Source organism: Dehalobacter sp. DCA, assembly GCF_000305775.1.
In the GTDB taxonomy this organism is placed as follows: Bacteria; Bacillota; Desulfitobacteriia; order Desulfitobacteriales; family Syntrophobotulaceae; genus Dehalobacter; species Dehalobacter alkaniphilus.
This window is the reverse complement of the sequence record NC_018866.1, coordinates 892,574-911,845: the sequence shown is the minus strand read 5'-3', so window position 1 is coordinate 911,845 and position 19,272 is coordinate 892,574. Positions and strand designations below refer to the sequence as shown.

The 19,272-nt window shown below is 45.0% G+C and carries 17 protein-coding genes; 14 read left to right on the top strand and 3 right to left on the bottom strand.

Features of this window, described 5'->3' with window-relative positions; all coding sequences use genetic code 11:
* The first annotated feature begins 154 nt into the window (after positions 1 to 154).
* The 5 genes from fdnG to DHBDCA_RS04245 all read left to right on the top strand — a co-directional run bounded on the left by fdnG (position 155) and on the right by DHBDCA_RS04245 (position 6,411).
* Positions 155 to 3,202, top strand: a complete 3,048-nt coding sequence (gene fdnG / locus DHBDCA_RS04265) for a formate dehydrogenase-N subunit alpha (protein ID WP_015042936.1) — start codon at positions 155 to 157, stop codon at positions 3,200 to 3,202.
* Positions 3,203 to 3,204: 2 nt separating this feature from the next.
* Positions 3,205 to 4,020, top strand: a complete 816-nt coding sequence (locus tag DHBDCA_RS04260; RefSeq protein WP_015042935.1) for a 4Fe-4S dicluster domain-containing protein — start codon at positions 3,205 to 3,207, stop codon at positions 4,018 to 4,020.
* Positions 4,020 to 4,700 (top strand): formate dehydrogenase subunit gamma, encoded by a 681-nt coding sequence (locus tag DHBDCA_RS04255; protein ID WP_015042934.1) that lies wholly within the window; start codon positions 4,020 to 4,022, stop codon positions 4,698 to 4,700. Before DHBDCA_RS04260 ends, DHBDCA_RS04255 begins: the two co-directional genes overlap by 1 nt.
* Before the next feature lie 59 nt (positions 4,701 to 4,759).
* A complete protein-coding gene (gene fdhE, locus DHBDCA_RS04250; RefSeq protein ID WP_242824965.1) occupies positions 4,760 to 5,503 on the top strand; it encodes a formate dehydrogenase accessory protein FdhE domain-containing protein in 744 nt (247 codons plus the stop codon).
* 143 nt (positions 5,504 to 5,646) lie between these two features.
* A complete protein-coding gene (locus DHBDCA_RS04245) occupies positions 5,647 to 6,411 on the top strand; it encodes a hypothetical protein (RefSeq protein WP_015042932.1) in 765 nt (254 codons plus the stop codon).
* Between the two features lie 8 nt (positions 6,412 to 6,419).
* Here the strand turns inward: DHBDCA_RS04245 and DHBDCA_RS04240 are convergent, their stop codons facing one another.
* Genes DHBDCA_RS04240 through DHBDCA_RS04230 form a run of 3 tightly spaced genes read right to left on the bottom strand, consistent with a single transcriptional unit; the run spans position 6,420 to position 10,287 of the window.
* Positions 6,420 to 7,589 carry a Ger(x)C family spore germination protein gene (locus DHBDCA_RS04240; RefSeq protein ID WP_015042931.1) on the bottom strand — a complete coding sequence of 390 codons (1,170 nt, stop codon included), beginning with the start codon at positions 7,587 to 7,589 and terminating at the stop codon, positions 6,420 to 6,422.
* Between the two features lie 5 nt (positions 7,590 to 7,594).
* Entirely contained in the window at positions 7,595 to 8,668 is a 1,074-nt protein-coding gene (locus tag DHBDCA_RS04235) for a GerAB/ArcD/ProY family transporter (RefSeq protein WP_256364962.1), read from the bottom strand.
* An 11-nt stretch (positions 8,669 to 8,679) separates the two neighbouring features.
* Positions 8,680 to 10,287, bottom strand: coding sequence for a spore germination protein (locus tag DHBDCA_RS04230; protein WP_015042929.1), 1,608 nt, complete (start codon positions 10,285 to 10,287; stop codon positions 8,680 to 8,682).
* A 96-nt stretch (positions 10,288 to 10,383) separates the two neighbouring features.
* On the opposite strand from DHBDCA_RS04230, the gene DHBDCA_RS04225 reads away from it, so the two are divergent.
* The 9 genes from DHBDCA_RS04225 to yajC all read left to right on the top strand — a co-directional run bounded on the left by DHBDCA_RS04225 (position 10,384) and on the right by yajC (position 19,227).
* Complete coding sequence (locus DHBDCA_RS04225; RefSeq protein WP_015042928.1) at positions 10,384 to 11,220, top strand: methyl-accepting chemotaxis protein; 837 nt, start codon at positions 10,384 to 10,386, stop codon at positions 11,218 to 11,220.
* 215 nt (positions 11,221 to 11,435) lie between these two features.
* Positions 11,436 to 12,191: a YebC/PmpR family DNA-binding transcriptional regulator gene (locus DHBDCA_RS04220; protein WP_015042926.1), complete on the top strand. Its 756-nt coding sequence runs from the start codon at positions 11,436 to 11,438 to the stop codon at positions 12,189 to 12,191.
* 116 nt (positions 12,192 to 12,307) lie between these two features.
* A complete protein-coding gene (ruvC, locus tag DHBDCA_RS04215; RefSeq protein WP_015042925.1) occupies positions 12,308 to 12,805 on the top strand; it encodes a crossover junction endodeoxyribonuclease RuvC in 498 nt (165 codons plus the stop codon).
* Positions 12,802 to 13,404 (top strand): Holliday junction branch migration protein RuvA, encoded by a 603-nt coding sequence (ruvA, locus tag DHBDCA_RS04210; RefSeq protein ID WP_015042924.1) that lies wholly within the window; start codon positions 12,802 to 12,804, stop codon positions 13,402 to 13,404. Before ruvC ends, ruvA begins: the two co-directional genes overlap by 4 nt.
* Before the next feature lie 469 nt (positions 13,405 to 13,873).
* On the top strand, positions 13,874 to 14,905 hold the full coding sequence (ruvB, locus tag DHBDCA_RS04205; protein WP_015042923.1) for a Holliday junction branch migration DNA helicase RuvB: 1,032 nt from the start codon (positions 13,874 to 13,876) through the stop codon (positions 14,903 to 14,905).
* A 151-nt stretch (positions 14,906 to 15,056) separates the two neighbouring features.
* A complete protein-coding gene (locus DHBDCA_RS04200) occupies positions 15,057 to 16,415 on the top strand; it encodes a SpoIID/LytB domain-containing protein (RefSeq protein WP_015042922.1) in 1,359 nt (452 codons plus the stop codon).
* A gap of 6 nt (positions 16,416 to 16,421) precedes the next feature.
* Positions 16,422 to 17,462: a tRNA preQ1(34) S-adenosylmethionine ribosyltransferase-isomerase QueA gene (gene queA, locus DHBDCA_RS04195; RefSeq protein ID WP_015042921.1), complete on the top strand. Its 1,041-nt coding sequence runs from the start codon at positions 16,422 to 16,424 to the stop codon at positions 17,460 to 17,462.
* A 92-nt stretch (positions 17,463 to 17,554) separates the two neighbouring features.
* Positions 17,555 to 18,676 (top strand): tRNA guanosine(34) transglycosylase Tgt, encoded by a 1,122-nt coding sequence (tgt, locus tag DHBDCA_RS04190; RefSeq protein WP_015042920.1) that lies wholly within the window; start codon positions 17,555 to 17,557, stop codon positions 18,674 to 18,676.
* Positions 18,677 to 18,861: 185 nt separating this feature from the next.
* Positions 18,862 to 19,227, top strand: a complete 366-nt coding sequence (gene yajC, locus DHBDCA_RS04185) for a preprotein translocase subunit YajC (RefSeq protein ID WP_015042919.1) — start codon at positions 18,862 to 18,864, stop codon at positions 19,225 to 19,227.
* The last annotated feature ends 45 nt before the right edge of the window (positions 19,228 to 19,272 follow it).

The window sequence follows — 19,272 nt, the reverse complement described above, 5'->3', positions numbered from 1 at the left end:
AAAAAAAGCCCAATTCTGTTAAGTAATTAACAATACTTGATTAATTTCCTATGTCAGTTTAATATTAATGACATTGCAGGTTAGAATATTCAGAAAATTTAAAAACTTGCAAAAAGTAAAAATTGTTGTTTAAAAAAAGTAAAGGAGGAGAAAAATGGATTTATCAAGACGTAATTTCCTGAAATTATCAGGAGCTTCCTTGGCTTCGCTGGCGCTTGGCCTTGGTTTTGATCCCGACCTCGCTCAGGCTCAGGGATATGCACTTAAGATTGAAGGCACAAAAAAAATTCCGAGCATTTGTCATTTTTGTTCCGGAGGGTGCGGCTTGCTTCTCTATATCAAAGATGAAAAGCTGGTGTATTTAGCCGGGGATCCCGATCATCCAACCAATAACGGGGCACTTTGTTCTAAGGCAGCCAGCTTAAGAGAAGTTGCCTATTCTGAGGCTCGGATCACGAAACCGATGTATCGTGCTCCGGGGGCAAATGAATGGCAGGAAATATCCTGGGACGAGGCTATCGACAGAGTAGCCAATAAAGTCAAAGATGTCAGGGAGAAAACCTGGAAAGCTGATGCCGATGTCATTAATGCAGCTACAGGGAAGACCGAGAAACTTGCTGTCAACAGGGCTGAGGGGATTGCTGTTTTAGGATCCGCTGAAATCGACAATGAAGAATCCTACTTAGTTAAAAAACTATCAATGCTTTTAGGCACGCCCTATAACGAACATCAGGCCCGGATATGACACGCGCCCACGGTGGCAAGTTTGTCACCTTCATTTGGCCGTGGTGCCATGACCAATTCCTGGCCGGATCTGATGAATGCTGAACTATTCTTAATTGCAGGCTCAAATTGTGCCGAAAACCATCCCGTTGCTATGCGGTGGATCAATAAGGCCAAGGAGCGCGGTGCAAAAGTAATTGTGGTTGATCCTCGTTTTACACGGACAGCCTCGCAGGCAGATATATTTGCTCAGATTCGCCCGGGTACAGATATTGCCTATCTGGGGGCAATCATCAATTATATATTGGAAAATGAGCTCTATGATCACGATTATGTCCTTAACTACACAAATGCTCTGTACAAAATAAGCAAGGATTTTCAATTCAAGGATGGACTATTTTCCGGATTTGACCCCGAAAAGAAAAAATACAAAACCGATAGTTGGGGTTATCAATTAGACGAATCTAACAAACCGGTTAAAGCTCTGATCCTTACTGATCCTGACAGCGTCTTCAGCAAATTAAAAGAGCATTATTCCCGTTATGATATGAAAACTGCTGAGAATATTACAGGGATACCTGCATCAAAAATTAAGGAAATTGCCGATGCTTTCTGTAGCGCCAAACCTGCGTCTATCCTTTATGCATTGGGGATGACCCATCACACAACGGCTGTACAAGGCATCCGGTGTTATGGCATTATCCAACTGTTGATGGGCAATATCGGCAAAGCGGGAGGCGGTATCAACGCTTTGCGCGGCGAGCCGAATGTCCAGGGTTCCACAGATATGGCCAATCTCTATAATAATCTGCCAGGTTATCTTCCGGCCCCCTCCCATTCCGACAAGACACTCAAAGATTATTTGGTACGAAACGGCTCCAACCGGGAAAAACATCTCGTATCGTTATTGAAGGCCTGGTTTGGAGAAAAAGCGACCAAGGAAAACGACTATTGTTTTAATTATCTGCCAAAGTACGATTCCAATGTCAATTCAAGTTTGGTTCGAATTTGGGATGCGGTGAATAAAGGCCAATTCCAGATGATGCTGAATATTGGCTCCAATTCACTGGTATCCGTACCGAACCTCGAAGTGGTCCGCCAAGCTTTGCCTAAACTAGAGATGTTGGTTGTCTCCGATTTATTTGAAATCGAGACTGCCCAGTTCTGGCGGGAGCCCGGTGTTGATCCGTCTAAAATTATGACGGAAGTAATCTTTTTTCCGGCTGCCTTTGTCTATGAAAAAGACGGGACGCTGACGAACTCAGGCCGCTGGGTTCAGTGGAAGGATGCAGCACTCAAGCCTCTGGGCGAATGCAAGCCGGATTTGGATATGCTCGATCTGTTGTATAAGCGGGTGAAAAGCTTATATGGAGGCAGTACTGATCCTAAAGACAGACCGATTCTTGATGCACGCTGGGATTACGGCCATGAGCCGAAAGCGCTTAAGGTGTTGCAGGAATTAAACGGCTATGATGAAACAAACGGCGAATTATTGCCAACGTTAGCCGATTATCTCAAAGCACCGGTCGGGTCAGTATCTACCGGATGCTGGATTTATGCCGGTGTTACCGGGAAAGGCAATTTGGCTGCACGCCGAGGAAATGCAGATCCTTCCGGACTCGGATTGTTCCGCGAATGGAGCTTTGCTTGGCCGGGAAATATCCGTATTTTATACAATCGTGCATCCTGTGATGCCCAGGGACAGCCTGTGGATCCCAAACGCAAATTAATTTGGTGGGATGCGGCCAAAAATGTTTGGGCCGGCAATGACGGTGCTGACGTAGTCGACAAGACGAAAGGGCCTGACACTCCGGAAGGAAAGCTGGCTTTCCGTATGAATCCGGAAGGAGTAGGACGTTTGTTTGCAGGCAAATATACAAGCGGGATACCAACAACGCCTTCAGCAGACGGCAAACCGGCCGGCGGTGTGAATGTAGGAGGGATCTGCAACGATGGTCCGCTACCGGAGTTTTACGAGCCGGTGGAAAGCCCTGCGGAAAATATCTTCCATCCAAATGTATCAAGCAATCCCATTGTGGCAATGCCCAAAACATTGCCCGATGTTCAGAAGGTTGGTAACCGTAAAGATTATCCTTATGTGTTGACGACATATGGCGTCAGCGAACACTTCTGTGCCGGCGGTATCACCCGCAACATTCCGATGCTGAACGAACTGATGCCGGAACCTTTTGCAGAAATCAGCAAAAACCTTGCAGCGAAAATTGGCGTACAAGATGGAGACCGCGTTGAAATATCCTCGGCACGCGGCAAGGTTGAGATCCGTTGTCTTGTCACAGACCGCATTCAGTCGTATGAGGTACATGGACAGCCGACCGAAACGATCGGTGTACCTTGGAGTTGGGGTTTTGCATCTTTAAATCCTGGATCGAGCATCAATGAAGTGACCATCGGCGTAATTGACCCGACAGCAGGAACACCCGAATATAAATGTTGTCTGGTCAATATAAGGAGGGTTTAGAGATGGCAAAAAAAATGATTTTAGTGGACGGATCCAAATGTACCGGCTGCAAAGCCTGTTCAGCAGCCTGCAAGGAATGGAATGATCTTCCGACTGAAAAAACCTCTCTCGTCAAAAGTTATCAGAGTATGGCCGATTTTACACCAAACACCTATACGTATGTAACATTTGAGGAAAAATATGAAAATAATAACATGCACTGGCTGATGCGCAAGGCGCAGTGTTTTCACTGTGATGATCCCTCCTGCCTGAAAGCGTGTTCCTCAAGTGCCATATCCAAAACAGATTCAGGGTTTGTGGTCATTGATCAAGATAAATGTATTGGATGCGGATACTGTGCCCAGTTTTGTCCGTTTCATGTGCCTAAGATTGATAAAACCACAGAGAAGGCTAACAAATGCACCGGTTGCGTAGGGAGAGTGGAAAACGGTCTTGAGCCTGCCTGCGTAAAAATCTGCCAGCCAGGAGCGCTGTCATTCGGTGATTACGATACCATGCTGGGGATTGCCCAAGCACGGTTGGCCGAGGTAAAAAAGAAATTCCCCAACGCTAATCTTTATGGTCAGAATGGGCAGTCAGGTACAACCTACCGCTATATTTTGCTCGATACGCCTGCTGCCTATGGTCTGCCTGAAAATCCATCGACTGATTTAACACTTTATCTATGGAAAGATATTATCCGGCCTATCGGCAAAATTGCAATAGGCGGTGCTGCTGCGGCAGTCGTTGTGGGAGTGGCGATTAATGCGCTAAAGGGAAACTACAAAAAAGATTCTGATCAAGATCAGCATCCGATAAAGAGAGAGGAGGAGATGTAATGAATGAAAAAAAATCAGGCTCGAATCAAGTTCCCGGCAAAATACTCCGTTTTACCAAAGGGGAAAGATTGAGCCATTGGGTTCATGCTGTAAGCTTTTTTGTTCTCCTCCTCACAGGGTGGGGCATACTATCCGAATTCAGCCGGCCGGTACTCATGATTTTTGGGGGAGTTGACGTTTCCCGCATCCTTCACAGGATTTTTGCCGTGATTTTTGTTGTGGTCGTTGTAGCGATGTTCTTTATCAAGGATCCAAAATATCACTGGGAATGGCTGCGTTCTGCTTTTCGATTTACGAAAGCGGATATCGCGCATATCATGGCTTTTCCCAAGGAATTTTTTGGAGGACACGGCAACTACCCGGCTCAGGGCAAGTTTAACGGCGGAGAAAAGATCAACTCTTTGATTACGATCCTGGGTTCCGTATTCATCACCTTGAGCGGATTTATCATGTGGTCCCCTCATGTTTTCCCAGATCAGTTGGTCCGGATAGCTTATCCCGTTCACGATATGTCGATGTTTATGATGGTTGCAGCGTTGATGGGACATCTCTATTTATCTTTGCTTCATCCTGAATCAAGGGCTGCTCTGCCGGGCATGTTAAAGGGATACGTCTCGGAAAAATTTGCGAAGGCGCATCACGCTGCCTGGTATAAAGAGGTCAAGGACCAAGAGAAATAGTCGAAAGCCAGAACCGGTACGGTGAAATCATTTTGACACTGTCTTAACCTTTGGGAGGGATGTACTTGTGTACTGAAAAGACCGATGGAGGACAAGCAACAAGTTTGTCTGCTGTCAAAGAGAACTATTCAAAAATGAGAGCAGAGATCACTGCCTGGCAAAGAGAAAACGACCTGAAGGATTTGAAATTACCGTCGAAATCCGGGCAGTATCCATTATTCACCATCAATGATCTGCCGGAAAACGCCATCATTGATTTATGGGACAGGTTGAACATTGTTGCGGAAGAAAAGATAGACCACTCCAAACTTGCCGTTCTCCAAGATGAGTTCAGCGCAGGTCGTATTCAAGGAAACGAACCTCTTTTCAGCCGTCTGAGCTTAGCAATAGCTGGGGTAGCTCAGGCGGTATACCGGCAACTGCCTATCTCAACAAGTATGGATGATCAGCCAATGTGCCCATGTCCGGTTTGTGGTGAAGATAATCTTATGACAACATTGGATGCGTTGAATGGAAAACGCTTTACACATTGTCTTGTCTGCGGCAGCGAGAGGCCAATAAAAATATCGGGCTGCATACACTGCGGCAGTGAAAATTCTTCTCAGCAAACGTATCTCAATTCTGCCGAGTTTCCTGGAGTGGAGGTTGTTGTCTGTTTAGATTGCGGCCAATATTTTAAAGAAATCGATTTGCGCGAACGGAGAGTTGAGGATTTAGATTGGGAGAATATACGTACACTGCCCCTTAATTACGCAGCCGAACAATGGATTTTAAAGAACAGACCGATAATGAGCTTAAACTGAATAATGAGACAGATAAGAGGAAGACAGGGTGTCAGGAAAGACACCCTGTCTTTCCTTTTATCCACCCAGTGCATTCTGAGCTAGGCATAGCTGCAAATGTAAAATAAAAACTTCTGACAGGTTACATAAAAATAGAAATATAAATGTATTTAAAAATGTATTATCTGATACGTAAAAAAAGTCAAAGCAGCTATTATAATCAACCTGGAGACGGCGAACCGTTTTTTTATGAATTTTTAAAGAATTATCAATTAGAAAGGATGAGTGAAACAATTACAATGTCGAGATCTAATGATGAGAGCAAATGGGCAGACCCTAGCGCAATAGGAAACTTGACGAACGGGTTGCTCATATTGGTACAAGCTTTTTTGATGCTAGGACTAGCGGTCCCTTTAACGACAATTTTCTTAATTCCCTGGATTTTTATGGGAACAGTCGTGTTGGTCATCGTTGTTGTCATTCAGTTGAAAATGGGGGATTTAGTGGGGGCAACAGCGAACAGTATATTGGGTATAATCGTTTTGGGACATTTTCTTGTAAGAGGAATGATTGACCTGATGTTTTTCCTTAATGGATCTGTATATTCCGCAGAAATGATCAGTGGAAGTAATCATATTGAAGGAATAGGTTTTATATGCACGGGTATTATACTTTTATTTGTAGGATACCTAGGTGGATTTAAGAGCAGATTAATGGCCTTCTTCATCTGGTTGGCTGCCGCAGGATTCATTCTGAGTTCGATATCCTGTTTTGCCTCTATGCCATATCTTGGGATAATAGGCTCTTGCTTATTATTGCTTGTTGCGTTGTGGCTAATCTATTCAGGCATAGCAATCTTGCTGAATGATATGATGCAGAAACAAGTGCTTCCTCTGGGGAAGCCGTTGTTCACTCCTAATGATTTTTAATTACATTTTCAGGGTTTCAGACTAAACGATTTTGATACAAAACCACTACCTACTATTTTTGCCTCTATTTCTACTTCTACGTCAGCTTGCTGGAAAATATCCCTCCAGTTCGGGGCAATCTCCTGCCAGTAAGAAGGGTTGTAACGGTGTATTTTCTGCATAAGGCCAAAATAATCCGCATCATATTTTTTGGCGCAGGCAATTGATTTTAACGGATATTCACGGATTTTGTCAGAAATGATTTTTTCTAGTGGTTTGATTTGATCTGGAGTGATGTCAAATCCGTCAGTTTCAGCAACTAATCCTACCGTTTGAATTTTGATCTTAAAATAAGGTTTGCCGTCTATTATTTTAAAGTTAATCTTATTTTTTGAGCCTGACAGATAATAGGCTAAAGATTGATTATCTATCGTAAATGGGATAGAAATATGAACATTCCTGAGTTTTTTGGAAATTAGCAGGTACCCCAAGGATTCTTCTTTATCTAGCCAACCCACAAGTTTGGCTTGACGAAAAACACCAAATCCCTGAACAATGACAGAATCAGGAACAGTCTCGCCTTCTACTGGAGAAATCGATTCTATCTCAGGAAGTAACGCGTCCCGATCAGGACTGAGCAGCCATTCTGAGAACTCATTCATTGTAATTCCACACGCTACGCCTTTATCGATTGCTATTTTCTCCGACTGGTTTTTAATTTGTTGGGTGAGGGTGGTAGTTCCTGAAGGTTGCAGCTGCATAATCTGTGAAGCTAATCCTTTGGTAACTAACGCAAAAACAGCCGGACGTGAATCCGGGTTACTCATCGTAGCTTCAATTTGAGGCAGGATTTTTTCCTGAGCACCACGTGCCCCAAAAACATAAATATAAGTATGTCCATAAAAAGGCGTCTTCGGCAACCGCACCATCAAGTTACTTATTATTTCTATCAGTGACGTACTTGAAGCGCTGATCAAGTAGTCGGAAGAAGCGCCCTCTTTTTTTTGGTTATCTTCCATACTGGAGGGGCGCATCATCCTGGCCCAAATTTGATATTGGTCAACTCCATTTATATTGACATAGTCTCCACCAAACATAGTAGCCACCGCAAGCTCCTCAACTTCCTTTTTACATCCCGACATAAGAATAGTCGTTAAGAGGAGGAGCAATAGGGCAACGTGCGTAAATTTACGTTTCATCTTAATTAACTTCCTCTTTTTTTTCTTATTACCGCAACAGTGAGAAGAAACAAAGGTAGTGCTATTTCAAAAAATAGTGCGAAAGGTGGCCAGTACTTTCTAAAAATGTCCTGTAACTGAATCGTGTTGCTACTCATAAAAGTTGCAGCTGTTACTTGTAACGGGGCTAAATAACAGATGACGGGGTAATAGGACTTCAAACCGAAAACTTGTGCGGTTATGAGACAGGTCAAATAGTATAACAAAGTTGTTTTAATCATGATTATGGTTAGCCAAAAAAAGAAAATAATACCTTCAATCCGTTGGACATAGTTCCCGTATTCTATTGATTTAACAAAATTCCAAAAAGGAATGAGCAAATGACCGGAAAGATTTGGACCGACTACCGTAATAATAATTAGGGTACATAGGGTTATAAAACCCATAGACGCCAGAATCGCCCAAAGACTTTTGCTCCAGATCTCCTGAGGTTTGTTGACAATTGGTAGCAGCATAATAAGTACGACGATCTCTCCGAAAAGGGAGGCAGCAACTGCCGAATCCGGTAAAAGGGGCTGGATTCCTTTTTCCAAAAGAGGCAGCACTCTTTCGTAGTCGACTTTGAACAGCGCCAGGCCAAATAAACATACGAAGCTGATAACAAAAAGAGGCAACACAAATTGGTTGGCCCGAACGATGACCTCAATTCCTTTATAGGCTCCAAACCCTGTTACTGCTACAATAACAATGATAAGGAGTAGTATCGAACTTCCGAATGATAGACTGTAACTCAGGAACTCTGAAAATTCCCTAATTGTAAGGGTATTGGTTGTAAAAAAAAACAGGACATAGGCAAGGCAGAAAACCTTACCCATTACTTTCCCAAGAACAATCTCGCTGTACTTAGATAAAATGGTACGTGGAAAACGCTGACTTAATTTTAAAATAATCAGCAGCGAGATTATGCCTGTCAAGCAAGAGAATGTGGTAACAAGCCAAGCCGATTGTCCTGTCCTCTGTACAATGATTCCTGGGACAAAGAGAATAGAGGTAGCAGTAATCAGCGTAAACAGCAGCATACCAGTTTGTGTACCGGATATTTTTTCTTTGTCTATGGGTCATGCACCTCCTTATCCGGTTTAGTAGGACCTTGCTTGGAGGCTTGACGTATGGGCTCTTCAGCACCGGTAAGGCGTGGTCTGGTAGACATAGCCCACCAGGGGGCACGGAAAAAGGTATCTTTTAAATCAGACACGCTTAGGGGAGCAATCGGCGATAAATAAGGCACGCCAAAGGAACGTAGACCACAGAGATGGTATAAAATAACCATCAGACCCGAGACTATTCCGAATATGCCCAGTATACTGGATAAAATGATTAGCACAAAGCGTAGAATTCTAATACTGGTGCCTATGGAATAATCCGGAAAAACAAAAGAAGCAATTGCTGTTATACTGACCACAATAACCGTAATAGGGCTGACAATGCCGGCGGTAACCGCGGCTTGGCCTATGACCAAGCCGCCTACGGTACTTATCGCCTGACCCACGGTCTTTGGTAATCGGACACCAGCCTCACGTAACAATTCAAAAGTGAGTTCCATCAAGATAATTTCAATTGAAATGGGAAAAGGCAAATCACTACGTGCTCCGGCTACTGTGGTGAGAAAGGTCAAGGGAATCAGCTCGGCATTATTGGAAAAGACAGCAATGGTAATGGCAGGAGCTAATAATGCAATATTGATCGCAATAAAACGGCCGATTCTGATTAAAGTGGCGAAAAGGTTGTTATTATAATAATCTTCAGATGCCTGCAAAAGAGAAACAATTGTACATGGAACGATTAATACCGATGGGGTATTATTCACAATAATAGCGATTCTTCCTTCGCACAAAGATGCTGCTGTTCGGTCTGGACGTTCAGTATTTTGGACAAGTGGAAAAAGCGTAAAGGATTCATCGGCGATTAACTCTTCTATATAACCGCTGTCTAAAATACTGTCAATGTCAATTCTGTTAAGGCGTACCTTTACTTCCTCCACGATTTTATCATTCGCAATTCCTTGAATATAACAGATTCCTACTTTGGTATGAGTAAGTTTCCCAAGGGTTATCGATTGATATTTCAGGCGGTTGGAAGAGATTCGTCTTCGCAATAAGCTAACATTTGTGGACAGGTTTTCAACAAAACTGTCTCTTGGACCCCTTATGCTCTGTTCTGTGGAGGGTTCATTGACGGCTCTTTGTTCGTACCCTTGAACTGCTGTAGCAATAGCTGTAGAATAACCGTCGATCACTAAAATAAGATGACCGCTAAGCAAAAAGTTGCTTAATTGTTGAATGTCTGATACGAGTTGTGTTTGGTGATTAGGCAACAGCCTCTGAAGAATGATTTCAGGCAGATTGGCTTTGGTTGTTGATATTTCGAGTGTCTGAAAAAAGTTTTTCTGCATTAATGATTTAAGTATTGATTCGTTAACCATAACCGGATCGCAGAGACTTTCGGCGTAAATGATAAAAGCTCTTGTTGGAGTCGGAAGATCAAGCAAAAATTCCTTGCTTACAATGTCTTCACAAAGATGGAAAAACGCTTGCAATATTTCTAGATTTATATCAATTTCAGAAGTTAATTTTTTGGTTTCTTCAGAATCATTTTGAGGTGTCTTAAATGTTATCTGGGGTGAATTGCTAAGTATCTTAGTTAACAGTTCCTTAATCATTTGTTATTGTATCCTAGCTCTGATTTTTTATTTAGTTTATCCTTGGCAGTGCAATTTATACTTAAAAGGTTTGTCTATGCCTTTGATACGGAGAAAGTGGTCAGTCAATCTTCCCAAGCGGTAGAGATAGCGAAAGAAGGTCAGGATACGGTTGAGAAATCAGTCAGCCAGATGAACAGTATAGATCAATCGGTCATGAGTTTTGCTGCGATTATCAGGCAACTCGGAGAAAGGTCAAAAGAAATTGAACACTTTGTGAATGATATTTCCGGGATTGCCGATCAAACGAATATGTTGGCCTTAAATGCAGCGATTGAAGCGGCACGTGCAGGAGCACAAGGGAAAGGGTTTGCGGTGGTTGCGGAAGAGGTGCGAATATTGGCGGACCAATCCCAAGAAGCTGCAAAACAAATTACATCTATTGTCAATGCGATACAAACAGATTCGCATATTGCTTCTTCGGCGATAGATGTTGTGAATGAAGAAGTAAAGCATGGCACTGAAACAGTCAATAACAGTGGTGAAGCGTTTACCAAAATTGAGGAAATGATTAATCGGGTTTTTATTCAGATTAATGAAGTATCTTCTATCTTGCAGCAGGCCCTCAGCGGCAATCAATTGATCTTTGATTCTGTTGCCAGGATTGAAAATGCAAGCCGGAACACGTCAGAGGAAATCCAAACGGTTTCCGCAGCGACTCAGGAACAGTTGGCATTTATGGAGAATTATCTTCATCGAGTAAAAAACTTTCCAAACTTGCCCAAGATTTGTTTGGATCAATGCAAGTGTAAGATTTATATTTCATTTGGCCACGTATTGTTCAATACATTGGATCCAAATGAAATTATGGCTGTTATAATGACGATTATTGATGAAGCGGCAAAATACAGTCACAGACTTCCCGAAAAACGTAATCTCCTGATGCCCCAGTAAAACGTCAGTGTGAAGCAATCTTCATCTATTTTACTGGGGCATTGCTGGATTTTAACGCAGAACGTATTGATAAGAAAATACATGCGTATTATTACAGTTAGGCAGTCCCTGCTTGATATATAGAACAAATAATCTGACAATAACAATCTTTTTTTGCCTGAGCATCCGCTACATGGTAAAATATATAGGCTATAATGTATCAGGGAGGAATCATTGTGTCAGGTCATTCCAAATGGGCAAATATTAAACATAAGAAAGCCAAAACCGATGCTATCAAAGGCCGGATTTTCACAAAATTAGCCAGAGAGATCATGGTGGCCGCACGTGCGGGCGGTGCAGACCCGAACGGGAACTTTAGGTTAAAAATTGCGATCGATAATGCCAAGGCAGCCAACCTGCCGAATGACAATATTCAGCGGGCGATCCAAAAAGGTGCCGGAGCGGGAGAAGGCGCCAATTATGAAGAACTGCGTTACGAAGGCTATGGTCCCGGCGGAGTTGCGATCATGGTGGAGCTGATGACGGACAACAGGAACCGGACAGCATCAGAGATGCGTCATCTTTTCTCGAAAAACGGCGGCAACCTTGGAGAAACCGGCAGTGTCAGCTGGATGTTCACGGAAAAAGGACAGCTTGATGTACCGAAAGAAGATTTAAAAATGGATGAAGATGAAATCATGCTTCTGGCGCTTGAGGCAGGGGCAGAGGATGTCGCGTCTGAAGATGAGAGCTACGAAATCTTCACCGAGCCGGATAGCATGCAGGAAGTCAGACAAGTGCTGCTGGATAGTAAGATACCGATTGAAAATGCGGCCATCAATCTGATTCCGGTCAACCGCGTCGAGATCGCCGATATCGAACAAGCGAAAAAGATCATTAAGTTGATTGATTCGTTGGAGAGCCATGATGATGTTCAGAAGGTCTATACAAACTTTGATCTTGCCGAGTCACTGGAAGATGCTGATCTCTAAAGCGTATCTTCCGCCTCGATAGATAAGATTTAGAATTGAACATGGTATAAGTTTAGGATGATAAGCTTGACAAGATACTGAAATAATGAAATGCGGATCACAGAAGGAGCAAGAAGATGTTAATTCTTGGCATTGACCCGGGAACCGCCATTATGGGGTACGGATTAATCGAAAAAAATGGCCAAAAGCTTTCCCCGGTCACTTATTCCTGCTGGCGGACTCCGTCTGACTTGCCGATGCCGGATAGGCTCAGAATGCTTTATGAATCTCTGGAGGATTTCTTGGGAGAATATTCACCTGATGTGATGGCTGTCGAAGAATTGTTTTTTAACCGCAACACTACGACGGCGATTACGGTCGGACAGGCCAGGGGAGTCATTCTGCTAAGCGCTGCCCGCCGAAATATTGAAGTATTCGAATATACACCCTTGCAGGTCAAGCAGGCTGTGGTCGGATACGGTAAAGCAGATAAAAAGCAGATACAGTATATGGTCAAGGCCATCCTGTCGCTGCAGGAAACGCCTAAGCCTGATGACACGGCTGATGCGCTGGCCATCGCCATATGCCATGCGCACAGCATGGGACGCCGGATAAATGGAGGAATGTTCAAATGATCGGAATGCTGCGGGGGACTGTGTGGACAGCCGAAGCGGACCGCCTGGTGCTTGATGTCGGCGGCGTAGGCTATTTGCTCCATGTTCCGGTAAGTTCAATGGTAAAGATCAGTCAGGGGGAAGAGACTACCCTGCATACCCATTTAATCATGCGGGAAGATGATGTGTCTTTGTACGGTTTTTTAACCCGGGATGAGAAAAATTTGTTTCTGCAGCTCCTTAGCGTAACCGGGATTGGTCCAAAGGCAGCACTGAGTATTTTGTCGGCTTTTTCTGTCAGTAAGATCAAGACGGCGATCGTCTGTGAGGACGTTTCTTTATTGACCGAAGTCCCCGGAATCGGCGGCAAAACTGCGAAGAGAATCATTCTGGAACTGAAAGAAAAGATCAAGGATGTCGATATTAAAGCCGGAACGGAAGAAGATATGAGGTCCTTCATTCCGGCAGACGATACACTGGAAACCCTGCTGGCTTTAGGCTTTTCCCGCTATGAGGCCCGCGACGCACTGGTCAGGGCGGAAAAGAAAGGCTTATCCTCCATGGAGGATAAGCTCAAAGAAGCCCTGCGTCTGCTCGCAGGACCGTCCGAGCATATGTGATATAAAAACGATTTTGGGCAGGTCTGGGGGCCACAATACCGCTTTTCGGCCGTTGTGCCATCCGTGGCACGTCGCTCCTTGCCATCCATGGCATCGCGACACTAGGCCATCCATGGCCGTTGAAAAGGCTGCGCTCCGCATCGTGCTCCGCTCACAGCGGAACTGTGGCCCCCAGACTAATCTTAGGTTTTCAAGCAGGTTGGCATGTTGGAAAGTCAGAATGAAGCTCATTCCTGTGTAAAATAACATTTGACTACTACAACGATTCAGAAGCATAAATTTTGAAATTAAGCTTTTACCGGCTCCAGACTAAGTCTCTGTAATGGATGGCCAGCGCCAAGCGGAGCATGGATTGCGCAGCGCGGCTGTTAGCGCCATGGAGGGCGCTATCTGCCGAAAGCGGTCATCCATTACAGAGACAAGCCCGAGCAAGTCGATAGTAACTTCATTCACTAAAGGAGGAACCAACTTGGAAAGAGTCATCACTTCCCTGGAGCGTCCTGAAGACCGGGAATTCGAAGCCTTAAGACCGGGCAGGCTGATGGAATATATCGGACAGGCAAGTATCAAAGAAAACTTAAGCGTCTTTATTCAGGCGGCCCAGAACAGGGGAGAGGCTCTCGATCATGTCCTTCTTTATGGTCCGCCCGGACTCGGAAAGACCACACTAGCCAATATTATTGCGGCCGAGATGGGAGTCAATATCCGGACGACTTCCGGACCGGCGATTGAAAGGCCGGGAGATTTGGCGGCACTTTTGACTTCACTCGAACCGCGCGATGTGCTGTTTATAGATGAGATCCACCGTCTGAGCAGGACAGCGGAAGAAGTCCTGTATTCCGCGATGGAAGATAACTGTCTGGATATCGTGATTGGTAAAGGACCGAGCGCTCGTTCCATCAGGCTGTCCCTATCTCCGTTTACGCTGATTGGTGCGACGACCAGAGCCGGGCAGCTGACGTCTCCTTTGAGGGACAGGTTCGGGGTCATCAGCCGGCTGGAATTTTATACGACGGAGGAACTGCTGCAGATCGTCGTCAGGGCTTCCCGGATCCTGAAAGTGGATTTGTCGCCGGACGGAGCGGAGGAGATCGCCAAGCGTTCCAGAGGGACACCGCGGGTCGCCAACAGGTTGCTCAAAAGGGTAAGGGACTATGCGCAGTTCTGGGGAAGCAGGATTGTTGATTCTCAGACGGCAGCTAAAGCAATGGATAAGCTTGAAGTTGATCCGATGGGCCTGGACAGTTTGGACCAGAAAATTCTGCTGGCCATTATCCGGAATTTTGACGGAGGACCGGTCGGTCTGGAAACGCTGGCTGCTACTGTAGGTGAAGAGTCCGAGACCCTGGAAGATGTTGTGGAACCATTTTTGCTGCAGAGAGGTTTTCTGCAGCGGACACCAAGAGGCAGAATGGTAACGAACCAGGTCTACAGCTATTTTGGACTGGATCTTCCGGCGAATGTACAGCCGGGACTGTTTTGTGAATCAGAAAGTAAATAGCTTTCTGATTCATTTAAGGGCAACTAAGGCTTTCACCAGTGCTAAAGGCTTGGCGTAAGCCAAGTTTTCTACAGGAAAATAATTGAATATACTGAACGATAGTTGGGCAATCTGTTGAACAGCCGGATAATGAAGGAGAGCTGATCCGAGGATGGTTTTTCATGGCCGCGGTGTTAATCAGAGCGCTTTTTTATTTAAAGTCTTTTGCCTATGTTTGGTTGCAGCACTGTTTTTGGTTACCCTGACACCGAATGCAGCGCTTGCAAGGGAGGTAACTGTGAAGCTTGTCTGGCAGTTCCCTGAAACCGGCTGGTTGGAAATCGAAGTCAGACAGGGCAGTTATACCCTTGACTATAATGATTTCAGCGTCAGTTTAACAGCCGGGGACCGCTGCCAGATCGGCCAGAGCAGTATGGCAGATTTCCTGGCTGTGGGTGACCGGTTCGTGACTCTGGAAAAAAATAAAGTTAAGCTTACTTCCGAGAATCAGGGCGTTTTTCGGGTCAGAGAACCCGAAAAGGATTGGATCAGCTACCGCGGAAATCTTTCTATTGTGAAAGAAAACGGTTGCTGGAAGCTGTATAATTCACTTGAGCAGGAAGACTACTTGAAAGGAGTCGTTCCGATAGAGATGAGCAATGCCTGGGCAGCAAAGGGTTTTGAAGCCTTGAAAGCGCAGGCAGTCGCCGCAAGGACATATTTGCTGAAAAATATAAACGGTGGTGTTATCACGGATTCACCCGATATCCATCAGGCTTACCTCGGCAGATCAGTGGAAGGGGAAGCCAGCCAGGCGGTGACAGCAACGACGGGAGAGGTCCTGACTGATCAGGATACCGGCAGACCCATTTCAATTTTCTACTCTTCGCATAACGGTGGTTATATGGAGGTCCCCCAGAATGTCTGGCAGAATCAGGACGCTCATTATACGTCCACTCCAGATCCGTTTTCCAACGGCATTGGAGGCTATACCGATCACTGGAGGTTTGTAATTGCCGCGGATGTTCTTGGAGAAGCTTTTGATCTCGCCCCGGTAAGACAGGTGAAGCTGGCGAAATATGTATCGGGCCGCGTATACCGTGTCGTGCTTCAAGACTGGTTAGGCAACGAAAAATTGGTATCTGGCGGGGACTTTGTCCGCAAGTTTTATCCTGAAGGACCTCTTTCAAATGATTCTTTCCTTGGAAGACTATTTCAGGTAGAATATATCATGCCTGTACTTCAGAAAAACACCCCGGAGACTCCGGAGATTTCTTTGACTGGGAATTCTTTGGCAGGGATGTCTGTGGAAGAAGGCACTGGTCCGCTGCTCTCCAGGATCAAGAGCTCCAATGACGGTATAGCAGAAAAACCTGGAGTATACGGTGTATTTGTTTTCAACGGCAGGGGCTGGGGACACGGCGTCGGGATGTCCCAATGGGGTGCCTATGATATGGCAATGCAAGGTTATTCTTATCAGGATATCCTAAACTATTACTACAAAAATATTGATTTGGTGAAAATGGAGTAGCAGAGAATGAGGTTGGAGGATTTTGATTACAACTTGCCGGAAAGGCTGATTGCCCAAACACCGGCAGAACCGCGGGATTCATCAAGGCTGATGCTGGTGGATAAAGCCAAAGGTGAAATATTTCATTACTTATTCCAGGATATTGTACAACTCTTCAATGCGGGAGACGTACTTGTCCTGAACAAGACCAGGGTGATTCCGGCCAGATTAATTGGGCAAAAAGAAGGTACCGGAGCAAAAATTGAGGTGCTCCTGCTGAAGAGAATAGACAGGGAACGCTGGGAAGTCCTGGTTAAGCCCGGCAAAAGGTTAAAACAGGGTCAAACCGTTGTTTTCGGTGGAGGACTTTTGCGCGGGGAACTGATCGGAATTCTTGACGACGGAAACAGGATCATTCATTTTACGTATTCCGGCTTGTTTGAGGAAGTCCTGGACAGTCTCGGCGAGATGCCTCTGCCTCCATATATCACAGCAAAATTAAACGATAAAGAGCGGTATCAGACTGTTTATGCCAAAGAAAACGGTTCGGCCGCGGCGCCTACTGCAGGCCTGCATTTTACGGAAGAGCTGCTGCAGAGGATTAGGGACAACGGAGTCGAGGTTCTTGAAGTCCTGCTGCATGTCGGGCTGGGAACGTTTCGGCCGGTGAAGACGGAAGAAATCACCGAACACCAAATGCACACGGAGTATTTCAGCATAGATTCTGAGACTGCCGCCAGAATCTCTCTGGCCAAAAAAGAAGGCCACAGGGTGATTGCGGTTGGGACAACCGTAGTCCGGACGCTGGAATCCGCAGCGGGACTTTGTCAGGACGCTTCCGGGAATGTGCTGTCCGAGACCGAAGGCTGGACGGATATTTTTATCTACCCCGGATATCAATTCAAAATTGTCGATGCCTTAATCACGAATTTCCATTTTCCGCGCTCGACACTGCTGATGCTGGTCAGTGCTTTTGCAGGCCGGGAATTGATTTTGGAAGCGTATCAGACCGCAGTCCGTGGGGAATATCGTTTCTTCAGTTTTGGGGACGCCATGTTTTTAGTTTAACATGGGAAAAATGCACGTATTCTAGTTCCTGTTAACACATGGGGAAGGCCATGTTTCCAGGTTAATTTCACAAAAAGAGAGGAAGAAATGTTTTGGCGGCCGTTAAACTGGAAATACTAAAGAAAGACACTCGTACCAAGGCCCGTCTGGGAAGACTTCATACGCCTCATGGCATGATAGAGACACCTGTGTTTATGCCGGTGGGAACTCAGGCTACCGTAAAATCTGTCAGCCCCGAAGAACTGAAGGCGCTCGGAGCCAACATGATCTTAAGCAATACCTATCATCTGTTTTTGCGTCCGGGTCATGAACTGATTAAACGCGCAGGCGGCCTGCACAAATTTATGAACTGGGATGGCGCGGTTTTGACCGACAGCGGGGGGTTCCAGGTTTTCAGTCTCGGGGATTTACGGAAAATCACCGAAGAGGGAGTGGAATTCCGATCCCATCTTGATGGCTCCAAACAATTCTTAAGTCCGGAAAAAGCGACGGAAATTCAAATCGCTCTCGGTTCGGATATTGTGATGGCTTTTGATGAGTGCACGCCTTACCCGGCAAACCGGGAGTACACGAAAAAATCCGCTGAACGGACCTTCCGCTGGCTGGAGCGCTGCAAAAATACGCTGACGACTACAGATAAGCAGGCACTTTTCGGCATTGTTCAGGGCGGAATGTATGAGGATCTCCGCAAACAAAGCGCTCAGGAGATTATCGAACTCGATCTGCCAGGGTACGCGCTGGGAGGCTTGAGCGTCGGCGAACCTAAAGAAATGATGTACGAAGTGCTGGATTATACCGTTCCGCTGCTGCCCGAAGCCAAACCAAGATATCTGATGGGTGTGGGTTCACCTGATGATTTAATCGAGGGTGTCATGTGCGGCATTGATATGTTTGATTGTGTGCTGCCGACGCGTATTGCCCGAAATGGGACAGCAATGACGAGGTTTGGCAAGGTTGTGGTCCGTAATGCCACATATGCCGATGATTTTACGCCGATTGATCCTACCTGCAGCTGTTATACCTGTCAGAATTATTCCCGGGCGTATATCCGGCACCTGATCAAAGCGGATGAAATTTTCGGACACCGGCTGATGACGATCCATAACTTGCACTTTCTAACCCATTTAATGAAAGAGGTCCGCCAGGCGATTGCCGAAGACCGGCTTCCGGAATACCGGAAACAATTCTTTGCGGACTATGGTTATGAAAAATAAGACAATAATATGAAATGTATGTATAGATAATAAAGTTCTGAAAACTAGCTTAGAAATTAAGTTAAAATAGAAAAATTTAATAGAAAAATAATCTAAATACATGCTGAATTTGCGGAATAAAGATGATATAATGAAATGAAGTATGCATATTTAGGTAATTTACAATTAAGGGGGATTCTTTACTTATGGATCAAAGCACTACAACGATGATGTATTTTGTACTATTTGTAGTTATGATTATCTTTATGTTTGTTTTGCCGAGCAGAAAGCAGAAAAAAGAGCGGCAGAAACTGATGGAGTCCATTAAGATGAAAGCTAAAGTCATAACGATCGGCGGAATATTGGGCACCATTACCAAAATAAAAGAAGATACGGTTGTCATCAAGATTGCCAATAACGTTGAAATTGAAATACTGAAGTCCGCGATCAAAAGTGCTGAAGGCGGCAAAGATACACCTGTCAAGAGTAATAAGAAGAATAAGCCTGAACCTGAAGAAGAGGTTGAAGAGACCGAAGTAATCGATGAAGACAACGATGCCGAGGTTAAATAATAAACTGCGTTAAACAACAGTTCTGATTACGGAAATTTGTTATTG

Coding starts and splice junctions, on each gene's coding strand:
- DHBDCA_RS04260 (WP_015042935.1), top strand. CDS start 3,205: ATGGCAAAAAAAATGATTTTAGTGGACGGATCCAAATGTACCGGCTGC.
- DHBDCA_RS04255 (WP_015042934.1), top strand. CDS start 4,020: ATGAATGAAAAAAAATCAGGCTCGAATCAAGTTCCCGGCAAAATACTC.
- fdhE (WP_242824965.1), top strand. CDS start 4,760: ATGTACTTGTGTACTGAAAAGACCGATGGAGGACAAGCAACAAGTTTG.
- DHBDCA_RS04245 (WP_015042932.1), top strand. CDS start 5,647: ATGTATTTAAAAATGTATTATCTGATACGTAAAAAAAGTCAAAGCAGC.
- DHBDCA_RS04240 (WP_015042931.1), bottom strand. CDS start 7,589: ATGAAACGTAAATTTACGCACGTTGCCCTATTGCTCCTCCTCTTAACG.
- DHBDCA_RS04230 (WP_015042929.1), bottom strand. CDS start 10,287: ATGATTAAGGAACTGTTAACTAAGATACTTAGCAATTCACCCCAGATA.
- ruvC (WP_015042925.1), top strand. CDS start 12,308: ATGTTAATTCTTGGCATTGACCCGGGAACCGCCATTATGGGGTACGGA.
- ruvA (WP_015042924.1), top strand. CDS start 12,802: ATGATCGGAATGCTGCGGGGGACTGTGTGGACAGCCGAAGCGGACCGC.
- DHBDCA_RS04200 (WP_015042922.1), top strand. CDS start 15,057: ATGGTTTTTCATGGCCGCGGTGTTAATCAGAGCGCTTTTTTATTTAAA.
- queA (WP_015042921.1), top strand. CDS start 16,422: ATGAGGTTGGAGGATTTTGATTACAACTTGCCGGAAAGGCTGATTGCC.
- yajC (WP_015042919.1), top strand. CDS start 18,862: ATGGATCAAAGCACTACAACGATGATGTATTTTGTACTATTTGTAGTT.